The organism is Streptomyces canus, from assembly GCF_041435015.1.
Lineage (GTDB): Bacteria > Actinomycetota > Actinomycetes > Streptomycetales > Streptomycetaceae > Streptomyces > Streptomyces canus_G.
Map to the genome: position 1 here is coordinate 5,768,929 of NZ_CP107989.1, position 15,369 is coordinate 5,784,297.

Annotated in this window: 15 protein-coding genes; 8 read left to right on the forward strand and 7 right to left on the reverse strand. The window is 71.0% G+C overall.

Annotated features, from left to right (window positions below):
• Positions 1 to 28: 28 nt before the first annotated feature.
• On the reverse strand, positions 29 to 880 hold the full coding sequence (locus OG841_RS26450) for a helix-turn-helix transcriptional regulator (protein WP_328639222.1): 852 nt from the start codon (positions 878 to 880) through the stop codon (positions 29 to 31).
• 69 nt (positions 881 to 949) lie between these two features.
• The gene (locus OG841_RS26455) at positions 950 to 1,342 is read right to left on the reverse strand and encodes a nitroreductase/quinone reductase family protein (RefSeq protein ID WP_328639221.1); all 393 of its coding nucleotides are present in this window, start codon (positions 1,340 to 1,342) and stop codon (positions 950 to 952) included.
• A gap of 104 nt (positions 1,343 to 1,446) precedes the next feature.
• On the opposite strand from OG841_RS26455, the gene OG841_RS26460 reads away from it, so the two are divergent.
• The gene (locus tag OG841_RS26460; RefSeq protein WP_371566956.1) at positions 1,447 to 2,274 is read left to right on the forward strand and encodes an endonuclease/exonuclease/phosphatase family protein; all 828 of its coding nucleotides are present in this window, start codon (positions 1,447 to 1,449) and stop codon (positions 2,272 to 2,274) included.
• Here the strand turns inward: OG841_RS26460 and OG841_RS26465 are convergent.
• Positions 2,266 to 2,430 carry a DUF397 domain-containing protein gene (locus OG841_RS26465; protein ID WP_328639219.1) on the reverse strand — a complete coding sequence of 55 codons (165 nt, stop codon included), beginning with the start codon at positions 2,428 to 2,430 and terminating at the stop codon, positions 2,266 to 2,268. The genes OG841_RS26460 and OG841_RS26465 overlap by 9 nt on opposite strands.
• On the opposite strand from OG841_RS26465, the gene OG841_RS26470 reads away from it, so the two are divergent.
• Complete coding sequence (locus OG841_RS26470; protein WP_371566957.1) at positions 2,429 to 2,710, forward strand: hypothetical protein; 282 nt, start codon at positions 2,429 to 2,431, stop codon at positions 2,708 to 2,710. The genes OG841_RS26465 and OG841_RS26470 overlap by 2 nt on opposite strands.
• Before the next feature lie 2 nt (positions 2,711 to 2,712).
• On the opposite strand, the gene OG841_RS26475 is transcribed toward OG841_RS26470, so the two are convergent.
• On the reverse strand, positions 2,713 to 3,846 hold the full coding sequence (locus OG841_RS26475; RefSeq protein ID WP_371566958.1) for an FAD-dependent oxidoreductase: 1,134 nt from the start codon (positions 3,844 to 3,846) through the stop codon (positions 2,713 to 2,715).
• A gap of 213 nt (positions 3,847 to 4,059) precedes the next feature.
• Here OG841_RS26475 and OG841_RS26480 point away from each other — a divergent pair, with 213 nt between their 5' ends.
• The 3 genes from OG841_RS26480 to OG841_RS26490 all read left to right on the forward strand — a co-directional run bounded on the left by OG841_RS26480 (position 4,060) and on the right by OG841_RS26490 (position 8,206).
• Positions 4,060 to 4,902, forward strand: a complete 843-nt coding sequence (locus OG841_RS26480) for an LLM class F420-dependent oxidoreductase (RefSeq protein WP_328639217.1) — start codon at positions 4,060 to 4,062, stop codon at positions 4,900 to 4,902.
• A 58-nt stretch (positions 4,903 to 4,960) separates the two neighbouring features.
• Complete coding sequence (locus tag OG841_RS26485; protein WP_371566959.1) at positions 4,961 to 7,573, forward strand: bifunctional FO biosynthesis protein CofGH; 2,613 nt, start codon at positions 4,961 to 4,963, stop codon at positions 7,571 to 7,573.
• 72 nt (positions 7,574 to 7,645) lie between these two features.
• Positions 7,646 to 8,206 carry a hypothetical protein gene (locus OG841_RS26490; RefSeq protein ID WP_328639215.1) on the forward strand — a complete coding sequence of 187 codons (561 nt, stop codon included), beginning with the start codon at positions 7,646 to 7,648 and terminating at the stop codon, positions 8,204 to 8,206.
• Here OG841_RS26490 and OG841_RS26495 read toward each other — a convergent pair.
• Positions 8,199 to 8,705, reverse strand: coding sequence for a DUF2165 domain-containing protein (locus OG841_RS26495; protein ID WP_007382727.1), 507 nt, complete (start codon positions 8,703 to 8,705; stop codon positions 8,199 to 8,201). The genes OG841_RS26490 and OG841_RS26495 overlap by 8 nt on opposite strands.
• A gap of 170 nt (positions 8,706 to 8,875) precedes the next feature.
• Here OG841_RS26495 and OG841_RS26500 point away from each other — a divergent pair, with 170 nt between their 5' ends.
• Positions 8,876 to 10,957 (forward strand): LamG domain-containing protein, encoded by a 2,082-nt coding sequence (locus tag OG841_RS26500; protein ID WP_328643567.1) that lies wholly within the window; start codon positions 8,876 to 8,878, stop codon positions 10,955 to 10,957.
• Between the two features lie 149 nt (positions 10,958 to 11,106).
• Positions 11,107 to 13,581, forward strand: a complete 2,475-nt coding sequence (locus OG841_RS26505; RefSeq protein ID WP_371566960.1) for a tetratricopeptide repeat protein — start codon at positions 11,107 to 11,109, stop codon at positions 13,579 to 13,581.
• A 3-nt stretch (positions 13,582 to 13,584) separates the two neighbouring features.
• Here OG841_RS26505 and OG841_RS26510 read toward each other — a convergent pair whose 3' ends face one another.
• On the reverse strand, positions 13,585 to 13,995 hold the full coding sequence (locus OG841_RS26510; RefSeq protein ID WP_328639213.1) for a DUF2750 domain-containing protein: 411 nt from the start codon (positions 13,993 to 13,995) through the stop codon (positions 13,585 to 13,587).
• A 27-nt stretch (positions 13,996 to 14,022) separates the two neighbouring features.
• Complete coding sequence (locus OG841_RS26515) at positions 14,023 to 14,415, reverse strand: winged helix-turn-helix transcriptional regulator (protein ID WP_328639212.1); 393 nt, start codon at positions 14,413 to 14,415, stop codon at positions 14,023 to 14,025.
• 83 nt (positions 14,416 to 14,498) lie between these two features.
• Here OG841_RS26515 and OG841_RS26520 point away from each other — a divergent pair, with 83 nt between their 5' ends.
• The gene (locus OG841_RS26520) at positions 14,499 to 15,323 is read left to right on the forward strand and encodes an NAD(P)H-binding protein (RefSeq protein WP_365118495.1); all 825 of its coding nucleotides are present in this window, start codon (positions 14,499 to 14,501) and stop codon (positions 15,321 to 15,323) included.
• Positions 15,324 to 15,369 lie beyond the last annotated feature (46 nt).

Here is a 15,369-nt window from a genome sequence, read left to right on the forward strand (position 1 = left end):
GCGCGGGCCGCGGCATGGTCCGGCCGTGTTAGGGCCCTGTCCGGTAGGCGTCGGTCTTGGCAAGTGAGCTCGGCAGGAGTTGGAGCTTCTCGTAGCTGGGTGAGCCGGGTGTGGCGGAGAAGACGAGCAGTTCCTGGGCCTGGTCGGGGTCGATCAGGCGCTGGCAGTACAGCTCCAGTTCTCCCAGTTCGGGATGGCGGTAGCGCTTGAGGTCGTTGTGGTGGCTGACGTCCACCTCGTGCAACCGCCAGACCTCGGCGAACTCGGGGCTGACCTCCAGCAGTGCGGCGACGATCTCGCCGGCGGTTCCCTCGGGGTCCGCCGTGTACGCCGCCCGGATCTCCGAGGTGAAGACCCTGCCTCGGAGGTCGTGGTCCTCGGCCGGGTAGAGGTCGCGTTGTGCCGGGTCGGTGAACCAGCGGTAGACCAGGTAGCGGGACAGTCCGCTGAAGCGGGTGTAGTCGCCCAGCAGGGCGACCGCCGGTTGATTCTGCAGCAGGGTCTCGTTGAACCGGGACATCACCAGGGCGGGTGTGTCCGCGAGCCGTTCGACGATGCGCATCATGGTGGGGCTGACGTGGTCGTCGCGCAGCTGCCGCCGTGGCGCCGAGTGCCCGGCGAGGTCGAAGAGGTGGTCGCGCTCGCTCAGGCTGAGGTGCAGTCCCCGGGCGAGCCCGGCGAGCACCTGCTCGGACGGCATCGGACCGCGCTGTTGCTCGATCCGGCTGTAGTAGTCGACCGACATGCCGGCCAGTGCGGCGACCTCCTCGCGCCGCAGCCCACCGGTACGACGCCGCGGACCGCGGGGAAGCCCCACGTCCTCCGGTTGCAGCACCTCCCGGCGTGCCCGGAGGAAGTCGGCCAGCAGCGCCCGGTCCATGCTTCTCTCATCCTCCGCGAACGAGACACATGCCGAGGGATGTCCGGTCGGCGCATCCACCGTATCTCCTCACTGGTCCAGATCCACCCGTACGGTCAACTGACCGGCCCCTATGGCCCGTACCGCCGCGCTGTTCATCCGGGGCAGCGTGCGCAGTCGTACGGCGGTGTCGTCGTCCGGCATGAGATGGGCGGTCCCGGCGTGCCACCGCCCCCGGATGCGCACCCGCACCCGCGGATCGGCCTTGATGTTGCGGACGTACTGCGAACGCTCGCCGAACTCGGAGACCAGCCAGAAGGCCCCGCCGATCCGCTTGCCGCCCACCGGGGTCCTGCGGGGCAGGCCCGAGGTGCGGCCGGTGGTCTCCAGGACGGTCTGGAGCGGCAGCCGGCGCATGATCGGGTTGAAGCGGCGCTGGAAGGCCGTGGCTGCGCGGTACTTGCGCTCGGCGTTGGGGGACATGGGTGGTGAGACTCCTGTCTCTGGTCTGCTCTCCGGTCTTCCGTAACCTGACCGACGGCCTCGATGATCTCAGGGTGCGGCCGGGTGGACGAAGGGTGTCGGCGATGCGCGTGGTGACCTGGAACCTGTGGTGGCGCTTCGGCCCGTGGGAGGAACGCCAGAAGGCGATCCTGGCGGTGCTGCGGGAGCTGCGGCCGGATGTGGTGGGACTGCAGGAGGTGTGGTCGGCGGGCGGTTCAGGTGGTGAGAACCTCGCGGAGTGGCTCGCGGGCGAGCTCGGCCTGCACTGGGCGTGGGCCGCGTCGCCCGCCTCGGAGCGCTGGCAGCGGCGGATCGGCGACCCGGGGGTCGAGGTCGGCAACGCGGTGCTGAGCCGCTGGCCGGTGATTGACCAGGCCGTCCTGCGGCTGCCGGCCCCCGAGGATCTGGACGACGGCCGCCTCGCCTTCCACGCCCGGCTGGCCGGCCCGTCGTACGACATCCCCTTCTTCACCACCCACCTCACCTCGGCCCCCACCGCGTCGGCGATCCGCTGCCAACAGGTCACGGCGCTGGCGGAGTTCGTGGCGACGCACAGGTCGGGCACCGACTTCCCGCCCGTCGTCACCGGCGACTTCAACGCCTGGCCCGACTCCGACGAGGTCCGCCTCTTCGGCGGCTACAAGACGGCCCCGGCCGCTCCGGACCAACTCTTCCTGGACGCCTGGGAGTACGCGGATCCTGCGGCCCCCTCGGCGACCTGGGACCCGGCGAACCCGTACGTCCGCGTGGCCCCGCCGGTCCGTATCGACTACATCCACGTGGGCCCGCCGGGAGCGAGGGGGCTGGGCCATGTCCTGGGCGTCCGGCGCGCGGGCGACGGTCCGGTGGACGGGGTCTGGCCGTCGGACCACGCGGCGGTGGTGGCGGACCTGGCGGACGGGTCAGAGTGACGTCAGCAGGGCGGCGAAGGCGGCGTGGCTGACGGTGACGATGGTGTGGGCGGCATCGGAGTCCGTGATGTGAACGTTGTCGAGGTCGGTGGATATGTGGACGCAGGCGTCGCCTTCCTGGCAGTAGGACGACTTCTGCCGGCGGTCAGTGATCATGTCGGCTCCCTCACAGGTTCTGGGCGATGGAATGGATCATGGTGAACGGGGCGATGCCGAGCTCTCGTGCTACGGCGCCGAGATCCGCGAATCGGGTGTGGACTGGCTCGTTCGCCAGATCCGGGACATGGCGAGGATCCCGGCCAGCGAAGACGGAGACCACGTCTCAGGCCTCTTCCTCGCCGGCCATGAAGTCGACGGCACGACCGAATGGCAGGTTCGGGACGGCCAACTCTTCGTCTCGCCGAGCGACGGCAGGTACCGCTACCTCAACGCATGACCTCACTCGCCCTGTTCGTGGCCGGTGAACATGTCGATCAGACCGTAGGGCGTGCTGTCGCCGAACATGAGGGCGTAGAGCTCGGTGCCCTCGGTGGCGGTTGCGGCGCTGCGGGGGAACATGGCCCGCTCGTACTCGGTGAGCGCGGTCTCGAGGTCGTGGGGGCGGGCCGCGAGGGCCTGGGCGAGTTCGGCACCGTCGAGCATGGCGAGGTTGGCGCCCTCGCCGTTCGGGGCGGCGACATGGGCGGCGTCGCCGATCAGCGTCACTCCCGGCACCCGCTCCCACCGGTGTTCGACGGGCAGGGCGGCGAAGGGACGCAGTATCGGGGCGGTGTCGGCGTCGGTGATCAGCGCGGTGAGTTCCGGTGCCCAGCCGTCGAATTCTGCCGCGATGCGGGCGGTGGCCGCGGCGGGGTCGGTGAAGTCGATGTCCGCGAACCACTCCTGCGGGCGGGCGAATATCACGTAGGTGTGCAGGTCGCCGCCCCTCTCCCGGTGCGTCACGAAGCCCTTGCCCGGCGCGAGCACGAACAGTGCGCCGCTCCCGACCGCTTTCGCGCTGACCGGGTGCCGGGTGTCGGCGTCGTACAGGTACACCTCGACGCAGGACATGCCGGTGTACTCGGGCCTCGCGGCGGAGAGCAGCGGCCGCACCCGGGACCAGGCACCGTCCGCGCCGACCAGCAGACCGGTGACGACGGTGCTCCCGTCGGCGAAGGTCACCTCGTGGCGGCCCTCACCGAGCTCACGGGTGCCGCTGACCTTGTGACCCCAGCGGACCGTCCCGGCCGGGAGCGAGTCCAGCAGGAGCTGCCGCAGCTCGCCGCGCTGCACCTCGGGGCGGCCGCCGGTGCCGTCGTCGGCCTGCTCGAACAGGACGGTCCCGTCCGGGGCGAGCAACCGCGTCGCCTCACGGCCCTCCAGGACGAGACCGCGGAACTCGTCCATCAGGCCGGCCGCCTGAAGGGCGAGCTGTCCGTTGTCGTCGTGGATGTCGAGCATCCCGCCCTGCGCACGCGCCGTCGGCGAGGACTCCGCCTCGTAGACGGTGGACGGGATGCCGTTGACGTGCAGGACGCGGGCGAGCGTGAGGCCGCCGAGTCCGGCGCCGATGATCGTGACGTGGGTGGTCATGGTGACTCCTGGGAGGTCGCAGGGCCGGCGGGCGGTCACCCGGCGGGATCTGCGACAAGACTCCTGGCCCCGGCCGACAGGCCGCCGACATCGGACCGACAGTCCCGACAGACGACCGACAGTCCCGACAGCGACTGCTCTCCCGGTACGTCACCCACTGATGCCGACCAGTCGGTATGGACATCCCCGCCCCGGCCCGGTACAGATGCAGTCATGCGAATTTCCGTGACGATCTTCCTCACCGACGAGACCATCACCCCGACCCGGATCGCCCGTGAGCTGGAGGCGCGGGGCTTCGCCGGGCTGTATCTGCCCGAGCACACCCACATCCCCGTCGAGCGGATCACCCCGTACCCGGCGGGCGGCGACCTGCCGCGCGAGTACGGCCGTACCCTCGACCCCTTCGTCGCGCTCGGCCAGGCCGCAGCCGTCACCGAGCGGCTCGGTCTCGGCACCGGCATCACGCTCGTGGCCCAGCATGACCCGATCGACCTCGCCAAGCAGATCGCGACCCTCGACCACCTCTCGGGCGGACGGTTCACGCTCGGACTCGGGTTCGGCTGGAACGTCGAGGAAGCCGCCGACCACGGCGTCGAGTGGCGGACGCGCAGGGAGCTGGTCCGCGACCGGATGGCGCTCATGCAGGCGCTCTGGGCGGACGAGCCCACCGCCTACGAAGGGGAGTTCGGGAGCGTCCGGGCCAGTCACGCCTTCCCCAAGCCCGTCCGGAAGCGGACTCTCGTGGGCGGCGCCGCGGGGCCGAAGTTGTTCTCCCACATCTGTGAGTACGCCGACGGCTGGCTGCCCATCGGCGGACGCGGTCTGACCGAGTCCCTGCCCGTGCTGCGCACCGCCTGGTCCGACGCGGGCCGCGACCCGGCCGCCCTCCAGGTCGTCCCGTACGCCGTCGTCCCCACGCCCGGCAAGCTCGCCCACTACGCCGAGCTCGGGATCGAGGAGGTCGTGCTGCAGCTGCCCCCGTCGGGGGAGACCGAGGTGCTCAAGGTGCTTGACGAGTATGCCCGTTATGTCCAGGGTGAGGGTGAGGGGGTGTGACGTCACCCACCTTCGGGCAGCGCCACTGCCCTGATCACACCGCTCGTATGCTCGAAGGATGACGACTTCCGCGGCCTCCGGAACCGGCCCCACCGACCGCCCCGGCGGTACCGGCCCCACCGAGAACTCCATGCGTCGCGCTCTGAAACGTGCCCGGGACGGTGTCGCCCTCGACGTCTCCGAGGCCGCGGTGCTGCTCCAGGCCCGCGGCCCGGCCCTGGACGACCTCACCGCGTCGGCCGCCCGCGTCAGGGACGCGGGCCTCGCACAGGCGGGCCGACCCGGTGTCATCACGTACTCGAAGAGCGTCTTCATCCCCCTCACCCGGTTGTGCCGGGACAAGTGCCACTACTGCACCTTCGTGACCGTGCCCGGCAAGCTCCGCCGGGCTGGCCACGGCATGTTCATGTCCCCCGACGAGGTCCTGGACGTGGCCCGCAGGGGCGCCGCGCTGGGCTGCAAGGAAGCCCTGATCACCCTCGGCGACAAGCCCGAGGACCGCTGGCCGGAGGCCAGGGAATGGCTTGACGCCCATGGCTACGACGACACCATCGCCTACGTCCGGGCCATCTCCATCCGCATCCTGGAGGAGACGGGCCTGCTGCCCCACCTCAACCCGGGCGTGCTGTCCTGGACCGACTTCCAGCGGCTGAAGCCCGTCGCGCCGAGCATGGGCATGATGCTGGAGACGACCGCCGAGCGGCTCTGGTCCGAGCCCGGCGGACCGCACTACGGCTCCCCGGACAAGGAACCCGCCGTACGGCTGCGGGTCCTCGAGGACGCCGGGCGGTCGTCGGTGCCTTTCACGAGCGGCATCCTCATCGGGATCGGGGAGACGTACGAGGAGCGCGCCGAGTCCCTCTTCGCGCTGCGGCGCACGGCACGGGCGTATCACAGCGTCCAGGAGCTGATCATCCAGAACTTCCGCGCCAAGCCGGACACCGCGATGCGCGGCATGCCCGACGCGGAACTGGACGAGCTGGTCGCCGCGGTGGCGGTGGCCCGCCTCATCATGGGTCCGGCCGCCAACATCCAGGCCCCGCCGAACCTGGTCGACAGCGAGTACGAGCGGCTGATCGGGGCGGGAATCGACGACTGGGGCGGGGTCAGTCCGCTCACCATCGACCATGTGAACCCCGAGCGGCCCTGGCCGCAGATCGAGGAGCTCACCGAGCGGTCCGCGGCGGCCGGTTTCGAGCTGCGGGAACGTCTGTGCGTGTACCCCGAGTTCGTGCAACGCGGCGAGCCCTGGCTGGACCCACGGCTGCGACCGCACGTAGCGGCTCTGGCGGACCCGGAGACGGGCCTCGCGCGTCCCGACGCTCTCCCGCAGGGGCTGCCCTGGCAGGAGCCGGAGGAGGTCTTCGTCCCGTCCGGCCGCACGGATCTGCACGCCACGATCGACACCGAGGGCCGTACGTCCGACCGCCGCGACGACTTCGACGAGGTCTACGGCGACTGGGGCGCCCTGCGCGAGGCGGCCGCCCCCGGCATGGTGCCGGAGCGCATCGACACGGACGTACGGCAGGCCCTGCGGGTCGCCGCCGACGACCCCACGCGGCTGACCGACGCCGAGGCGCTGGCGCTGCTGCACGCGGACGGGTCCGCCCTGGACGCCCTGTGCCACGTGGCCGACGACGTCCGCAAGTCGGTGGTCGGCGACGACGTGACGTACATCGTCACGCGGAACATCAACTTCACCAACGTCTGCTACACGGGCTGCCGGTTCTGCGCCTTCGCCCAGCGACGCACGGACGCCGACGCCTACACCCTGTCCCTGGACCAGGTGGCCGACCGCGCCCAACAGGCCTGGGAGGTGGGCGCGGTGGAGGTCTGCATGCAGGGCGGGATCCACCCCGACCTGCCGGGAACGGCGTACTTCGACATCGCCCGCGCGGTGAAGGAGCGGGTGCCCGGCATGCATGTGCACGCCTTCTCCCCGATGGAGGTCGTCAACGGCGCGACCCGCACCGGCATGTCCATCCGCGAGTGGCTGACGACGGCCAAGGAGGCCGGCCTCGACTCCATTCCCGGCACGGCCGCCGAGATCCTCGACGACGAGGTCCGCTGGGTGCTGACCAAGGGCAAGCTGCCGACGGCCACCTGGATCGAGGTGATCGAGACCGCGCACGAGGTCGGCATCAGGTCCTCGTCGACGATGATGTACGGACATGTGGACCAGCCACGCCACTGGCTGGGCCACCTGCGGACCTTGGCCGGAATCCAGCAACGTACGGGCGGCTTCACGGAGTTCGTGACGCTCCCCTTCATCCACACCAACGCCCCGGTGTACCTGGCCGGCATCGCCCGCCCCGGCCCCTCCATGCGGGACAACCGGGCGGTGACGGCGATGGCACGCCTGCTGCTCCACCCCTGGGTGCCGAACATCCAGACCAGCTGGGTCAAGCTGGGCACGGAGGGCGCGGCGGAGATGCTCCGCTCGGGGGCGAACGACCTGGGCGGCACGCTGATGGAGGAGACGATCTCGCGGATGGCGGGTTCGTCGTACGGCTCGTACAAGTCGGTGAAGGACCTGATCGCGGTGGCGGAGGCGGCGGGCCGTCCCGCCCGTCCGCGCACGACGCTGTACGGGGAGGTGTCGGAGGAGCGGCAGAAGGCGGCGCAGGTCTCCGACGGGCACCTGCCCGAGCTGCTGCCGGTCCTGGACTGACGGGAAAGGTGTCTCGGCGGGGGCCGGTACGATGATCCGACCCCCGTTCGACGGGGATCCTTAGCCGAGGAGATGCGTGCCGTGCCAGCCCCGAAGGTCTGGGTGACGGGTCTGACCGTGGGGGCGATCGCCGCCGTCGTCGCCCTGGCCGTACAGGCCGACAAGGGAACGAAGCCGAGCGTGGCCGCCACCGCCCGGCCGAGCGTGTCGGCGTCCCCGCGCGCGTCCGCGCAGCCCGAGCCGTCGGCGACCGCGGTCCCGGACGCCTCCGGGACCGGCCGCCGGATCGTCTACTCGCTCGGCGACAAGCGGGTCTGGCTGATCGACGCGAGCGAGGCGGCCCGGCGGACCTTCGCCGTCTGGCCGGGGACGGTGGACCCGGCCCCCGGCACCTACTCGGTCTCGCTGCGCCGGGGAGACCCGACGACCGGGTCCGACGGCGTGCGGATCGAGCACATCGTGTACTTCACCGCCGTGGGCGGCGTGAACGTCGCCTTCTCCAACGCGGTGAACGGCTCCTCGCCCCCGCCCGCGAACGGCGCCCAGACCGGCGGCATCCGCATGAAGACGGCGGACGGGTCGGCCCTGTGGACGTTCGGCGAGACGGGGACGAAGGTCGTCGTCGTCAACTAGCGCTGCGGTCGGGCAGGTTGACCACCAGCAGCACGACCCCGCTCAGCACGAACACCCGCAGCGCCGCGTCCAGGCCGTTCCAGGTGTCCGACTGCCACATGGAGAACCACTCCCCGCCGATCGCGATGAACCCGGCGCCGAAGAGCAGCATGAGCATGAGCAGGCCGTAGGTGGAGAAGCGCCGGGCCGCCTGGTCGTCCCGGCGCACCCACAGCCATGTGCCGTAGATCAGCACGAGCGCCGCGAGCGTCTCCCAGACGATGATCGCGACGTACGCCGTGTTCTGAAGTCCCTTGCTGGTGATGGCTCTCCACATCAGATCGTCGTCCTTGAACGTCGTGTCCATCGCGAGAACGTGCTGCACGAACGCCTGGTTGGTCCCGAAGTCCGTGATGTTCCCGAACGCCACGAGCGCTATGTACAGCGCGACGCTCGCGGTGAGGAGGGTGGCGGAGAGGTGGAGTGCGCTGCGTGTGGTGCGTGGGGGTGTCGATGCCATGGAACTCATCTAACCGGAAACCGCTTCGACGATGTCAGTGCTCCTTGTTAGCCTCCAGCGGCCTGTGTGAACAGGCTCAACGAAGCGCGGGGAGGGGACAGTTGACCAGATCGAGAAGATCAGGTGGCGGCAGACTGTGGGCGGTGGGGTGTTCCACGGCCGCCGTCGTGATGGCCATGTCCGGTGTGGCGCACGCGGCGGACAACCTGCCGCCGAAGCAGCCGCTCGTCGAGGACCTCATGACGGGGACCAAGGCGTGCGCGACAGGGGAGGACCGGGCGTACGTGGGAGCGCCGCCCACTCTGCGCGCGGCCCTGTACGACCCTGAGGAGGACAACCAGCCCGCCGAGGCCAACATGGTCAAGGGCGAGTTCGAGGCCTGGTGGACGGATGCCGACGGGGTGGAGCAGAGGCTAACGTACACCACGAACCCGACACTCTCCGGCGCTCGGCAGCTGTGGCGGATGCCGCAGGACGGCATCCCGGCGAACACCGTCGTCTCCTGGCACGTCCGGGCGAACGACGGCACGGAGAACTCCCCCTGGAGCTCCGAAGGCGCGGGCTCCGTCTGCGAGTTCGTCTACGACGACGTGAGCCCCGAGAAGGCGACGATCACCTCTCCCGAGTACCCGCAGGACGTGCTCTGGGTGGACGGAGTGGGCGTGTACGGCCACTTCACCATGGACTCGCCCTCGGACGACGTCGTGGCCTACACGTACGGCTTCATCGGCGGCCCGTACGGGACCGTTCGGCCGGAGCAGCCCGGTGGGAGCGTGACCGTGCCCTTCCTGCCGTTGCGTTCGGGGCCGGACAGGCTGACCGTCCACGCCATCGACCGCTCCGGACGCAGCAGCGGCGAGTCGTCGTACAGCTTCTACGTGCAGTCCGGCCGCGCCCCGGTCGCCCACTGGCGGCTGGACGACGCGGCGGGAGCCACCAGTGCGGGAGCCGAGACGGGCACGGCAGCGCGTGCCGGGTCCGGCGTGACCTTCGGCGGACCGGCCCCCGCGCGCACCGACCTGACCTCCACGGCCCACCTGGACGGCAGCAGCCATGGCTACCTCACCCCGGACGCGCCGGCGGTCGCCGACCCGCGCAAGAGCTTCGCGGTGAGCGCGTGGGTACGGCCCGCGCGGACCGACCGGACCATGACCGTCGCCGGCCAGGACGCGGGCCGGTCCGCGGGGTTCACGCTCGGCCTGCGCGAGGAGGGCACGACGTCCCTCTGGTCGTTCGCCATCGGGGACGCACGGGTGTCGGGCGGCGCACCGGAGACCGGCGAGTGGGCCCACCTGCTGGGTGTGTACGACGCCGAGACCGGTCACGCGAAGCTCTATGCCAATGGTCATGAGGTCGGCACCGAGACCGAGGCCACGCCCGCCGCGACCACCGGCGCCTTCCAGATCGGCCGCGTCCGCCATGGCGAGGCATACCGCGACCGCTGGCGCGGTGACCTGGGCGACGTACGAGTCCACGACCGGGTGGTCGTCCCGGCCGAGGCGGCCCAACTGGCCCATCGCCGACCGAGCCTGCTCGGCCACTGGTCCCTGGAGACGGCCCCGGCCGGCGCAAGCCCCGACCAGAACGGCGGCGCACCCCTGAAGCTGGGTGACGGCGCCGCGATCCACCGCGGCCCTGACGACTCGTGCATCCCGGAACTCGACCCGGACTGCCCCGTGATCCCGTACGCGCTCGTGGGCGACGGCCATCTGACACTGGACGGCCGGACCGGTCACGCGGCCACGGACGGGCCGATCGTCGACACGTCGGACAGCTTCACCGTCGGCGTGGTCGTACGCCTGGCGGACGCCGAGCCGGACCGCCCGATGACCGTGCTCTCGCAGGGCGGTGAGCACACCGACGCCTTCAAGGTGCGCTACCAGCCCTCGGAGCACGCCTGGCAACTGGTGATGCCGCAGCGGGACGAACAGGGCGCGGCCGAGACCGTGGTGGCGCAGGTCGCCGCGGCGGACGGCGGCGAGGGCCGCGGACACCGGCTCGCCGTCGTCTACGACGACGCCACGGACCAGATCAAGCTCTACATCGACGGTGGGAGCATCGCCGCGGCGACCGCGGACTTCCCGAACGGCTGGCCGAGCACGGGTCCCCTGCAGATCGGCCGGGCCCGGACTGGCGAGGGTTGGGGCGAGTACCTGCACGGCGACGTGGACGAAGTGCAGGCGTACGCCGGCGCCCTGAGCGCGGACGACATCAACGGGCTGGGCTGGGGCACCGACCCGTGCCTGTGCTGATGCCTGCCTGAGCGAGTCGGGCCGAAGGGCCGTGGGACCCACCGGATGCACCGGGCACGGGGTCTCACGGCCCTCACTTGTTGCCACACTGGGCGGAACAGGTGGGGACGGACACGGGAGTGTGACCGATGAGGCCTACGCGGCCGTCGATGCAGGAGCTGATCCGGCAGCGCAGGCGGGCCGGGTTCGTGGGGCGCGGTGACGAGCGGGCCGCGTTCCGGCGCAACCTCGACCTGGCGCCGGAGGACGAACGGCACCGCTTTCTCTTCCACGTGCACGGCAACGCCGGGGTCGGGAAGACCTTCCTGGTCCGGGAACTGGAGCAAGTGGCCCGCGAAAAAGGCGCGTTCACGGCCTATGTCGACGAGAGTGTCGGCAGCGTGCAGGAGGCGTTGGCGGCGATCAGCCGCCAACTTGGCGCCCAGGGCTGCCGCTTCAAGGAACTGGAACGGCTCCTCGCCACCCACCGCGAACGCCGACGCGAGGCGGAGGCCGCCGCCGTCGCCACCCTCGAGGCGGAGCCCGAGGGGCCGTCGGCGGGCAGCATGGCCGCGGCGCGGGCAGGACTGGCCGGACTGGGAATGGTGCCGGGCGTGGGAGCCTTCGCGGGCGCCCTGGACGCGGCTCAACTCGCCCAGGGAGCAGACCGGTTGCGAGCCGGCCTCAGCGCGCGCTTCCGCAGCCAGGAAGACGTCCAACTGGTCATGCACCCGGAGCGGGTACTCACCCCGGTTCTTCTGGACGAACTCACCGACGCGGCGGCCGCGGCCCCCTGGATCGTCCTCTTCTTCGACACGTACGAACGGACCGGCCCGTTCTTTGACGGCTGGCTGCTCGAGGTCATGACCGGCGACCGGTACGGCACCCTCCCCGCGACGGTTGTCGTGGTGACGGCGGGCCAACGTCCCTTCGACACCGCCCGCTGGGGCGCCTTCGCGGACTTCATGACGGACGTGCCCCTCGAACCGTTCACGGAAGCGGAGACCCGGGGGCTGCTGGCGGGCAAGGGAGTGGTCGCCGAGCCCGTGGTGGAGGAGGTGCTGCGCCTCACGGGCGGACTGCCGGTCCTCGTGTCGACCCTTGCCGAGCAGCGCCCCACCGGCCCCGAGGACATCGGCGACCCCAGTGCGACGGCCGTAGAACGCTTCCTGAAGTGGGAACAGGATCCGGTACGGCGGTCCGCGGCCCTGGCGTGCTCATTGCCCCGGCACCTGGACATGGACGTGTTCCGGGCGGCCGTGGACTGCCCGGACGACGAGGTGGAACAGCTCTTCGCCTGGCTGCGGTCCCTGCCGTTCGTCACCGACCACGGCGACCGGCTGCGCTATCACGACTTGGTGCGGGAGGCGATGCTGCGGATGCAGCGCGGGCGGTCGCCGCGCGGCTGGGTCCAGCAACAGGCGCGTCTGGCACGGATATTCGGTGAGTGGCGGGCGGAGGCCGAAGCCGGGCGCGCGGACGGGGAGCTGTGGGCGGACGAGGAGTGGCGGGAGCTGCGGCTCGCCGAGTCCTACCACCTGCTGTGCGCTCAGGCGCGTGTCGTACTGCCGTTGGTGCTGCGGGACTTCATGGACGCCTGCGACACGGATGATGTCACCGCGGCCCGGTGGGCGCGGACCCTGCTGGACGCGGGCCGGGACGGCCACATGGAAGCGGTGTCCCGGTGGGGGAACGAACTGTCCCGGACGCTGACCGAGGGCGGCGTCCCCGCGGCACTCGCCCGACTGCTGTCCCGGGCGGCCCTCGACGAACCGGCCCAGGCACACGCCCGCGTGGTACGGGGCAGCGCGCTACGGCGCCTCGGGGCCCTGGAGGAGGCCCTGCGCGAGTACGACCGGGCGGTTGCGCTGGATCCCGGGCTCGCACGCGCCTACCGGGGGCGTTCCTACGTGCGCGGCGAACTCGGCGACTACGAAGCGGCGGTCGACGAGCTGGACCAGGCCCTCGCGCTGGAGCCGGACAATGCCTCCGCCCACTCGGTGCGGGGTGAGTACCACAGGGTGCTGAACCACGGCGACGAAGCGCTCAGGGACCTGGACAAGGGGATCGAACTGGACCCCGCCCACCACTTGGCCTGGGCGTCCAGGGGTGCCGTCCGTCTGACCCGGGGTGAACTCGACTCCGCCCTCGCGGACTTGGACCGGGCCCTCGACCTCAAACCCGACTACACCTGGGCCCTGGTCCGCCGCGCCCGCGTATGGCGCGGCCTCGGCGATCCCACCCGCCAACTGGCCGACCTCGACCGAGCGGTCACCCTCCAGCCGGACTCGCCCTGGGGCTGCTGCGAGCGCGGCGACGCCCTCCGCAATGCCGGCCGCCTCGAGGAGTCCCTCCGCGACTACGATCGCGTACTCGCACTCGCCCCCGACTACGCCTCGGCCCACGCGAGCAGAGGCGCTGCCCTGTCCCAATTGGGCCGCTTCGAGGAGGCACTCAGCGCCCTGAACCGCGCCCTGGACCTCGACCCCACCTACATCTGGGCCCTGTGCCGCCGAGCCGAAACCCACCTCGCCCTCGCCGCCTTCGACGCGGCCCTCGCCGACGCGGAACGCGCATGCGCGTCGAACCCGGACGACGAGCGGGCGCGTGCGGTGCGGGAGCGGGTGCTGGGGGGCGCCGGATAATCCTCAGCCCCGACTGCTCGGGGGCGAACAACCGTCCTGGACACCGACCCGCCCGTGCCATGGTGGCTCGCTGAGCGCGTAAAGGAGACGATTGACCACTTCACCGACAGTGAAGTCCCATCCGGTCAGGCGCTGTCCGCTCCAGTTGATCCCTACGCGGAAGTCGTCCTTGGCCAGATCCGGCAAAGCCGCGCTTCGCCACTGATCCAGCGGCATTGGAACAGCTCGAAATTGAGGACCCCATAGCTGAGCGGCGCGCTGTGCACGGGTCTTCGACGACCAATAGGGGAAAGCTGGTTGCCCAGAACTTGAGACCGGGGTCGGACTGCCGTCGTCGTCTCGAACCCACCAAACAGTACGAGTCCGAGCGATCTCACGGAAGAAGGCCGCTGCCTGGGCCCCGCTTGTGCTCACCAGAACCCTCCGTACGCCTGACCGGCGTCACCCCGACCGGCCGCCGCCCCCGCCCCTGGCGTCATAGGCCCGCCGAGCCTCCTCCACCCTCTCCAGATTCGGTGACCACTGCGCCAGTGTCGCGAACAACGGGGCCAGGCTGCGGCCCAGTTCGGTGATCTCGTACTCCACGCGGGGTGGGACCTCCGCGTGGTACGTGCGGTGGACCAAACCGTCGCGTTCCAGTTGGCGCAGGCGCTGGGTCAGGACCTTGGGGGTGATGGTGGCGATCCGGCGTTCCACTTCCACGAAGCGCTGACGGCCGTACTCGTGGAGGGCCCAGAGGATCGGCGTGGTCCAGCGGCTGAAGACGATGTCGACCACGGGGGCGATGGGGCAGGCGTTCTGGGGTGTGGTCTCCGTCACATCGATACCATCCATCCATTACTTTCCTCTAGGTACCTACTGGCTTCCCGATAGTAGCTTCGCCGGTGTCCACAGAAGCCTCCGGATTGGGGAGCAACATGATCGTGGTGACCGGTGCTACGGGGAACGTCGGGCGGCCGCTGGTGAGGGCGCTTCTCGCGGCGGGGGAGCGGGTGACGGCCGTCTCCCGGCGGAGTCCGGACGACATCCCGGCAGGGGTGCGGCACCATCGGGCCGACCTCGCCGCACCCCGGACCCTCAAGCCCGCCCTCGACGGCGCGGAGTCGCTCTTCCTTCTGACCTCCGGCGACTTCGTGGCGCAGGGCGGCAACCTCGACGACGTCCTCGACGTCGTCCGGGCCGGTGGGATCCGGCGGGTCGTGCTGTTGTCCTCGCACGGCGTCAGCACCGGCGACCATCCCGCCGGACTCGAGGACGCCGTACGGCGGTCGGGGCTCGACTGGACCATGCTGCGGCCCGGCGGATTCCACTCCAACACCCTCCAGTGGGCCGGTGCGGTGCGCGCCGAGCGGACGGTGGCGGCACCTTTCGGGGACGTCGCGCTGCCGACCGTCGACCCGGACGACATCGCCGAGGTCGCCGCCGTCGCGCTGCGGGATCGCGGACATGCCGGGCGCGTCCACGAGTTGACCGGACCCGCCCCGATATCGCCTCGGCAGCAGGCCGCCGCCCTAGCGGACGCGCTGGGCGAACCCGTGCGGTTCGTCGAGCAGACCCGGGCCGAGGCCAGGGCCGGGATGGTCCGGTTCATGCCGGAGCCGATCGCGGACGCCACCCTCGACATCCTCGGCGACCCGTCGGAGGGTCTGCGCCGCGTCAACCCCGACGTCGAGCGGGTCCTCGGCCGCCCGCCCCGCGCCTACGCGCACTGGGCCGCCGGTAACGTCTCCGCCTTTCGGTAAAAGGCGCGCATACCCACACGCCCCCTGAACCCCCCACCTCCCGTCG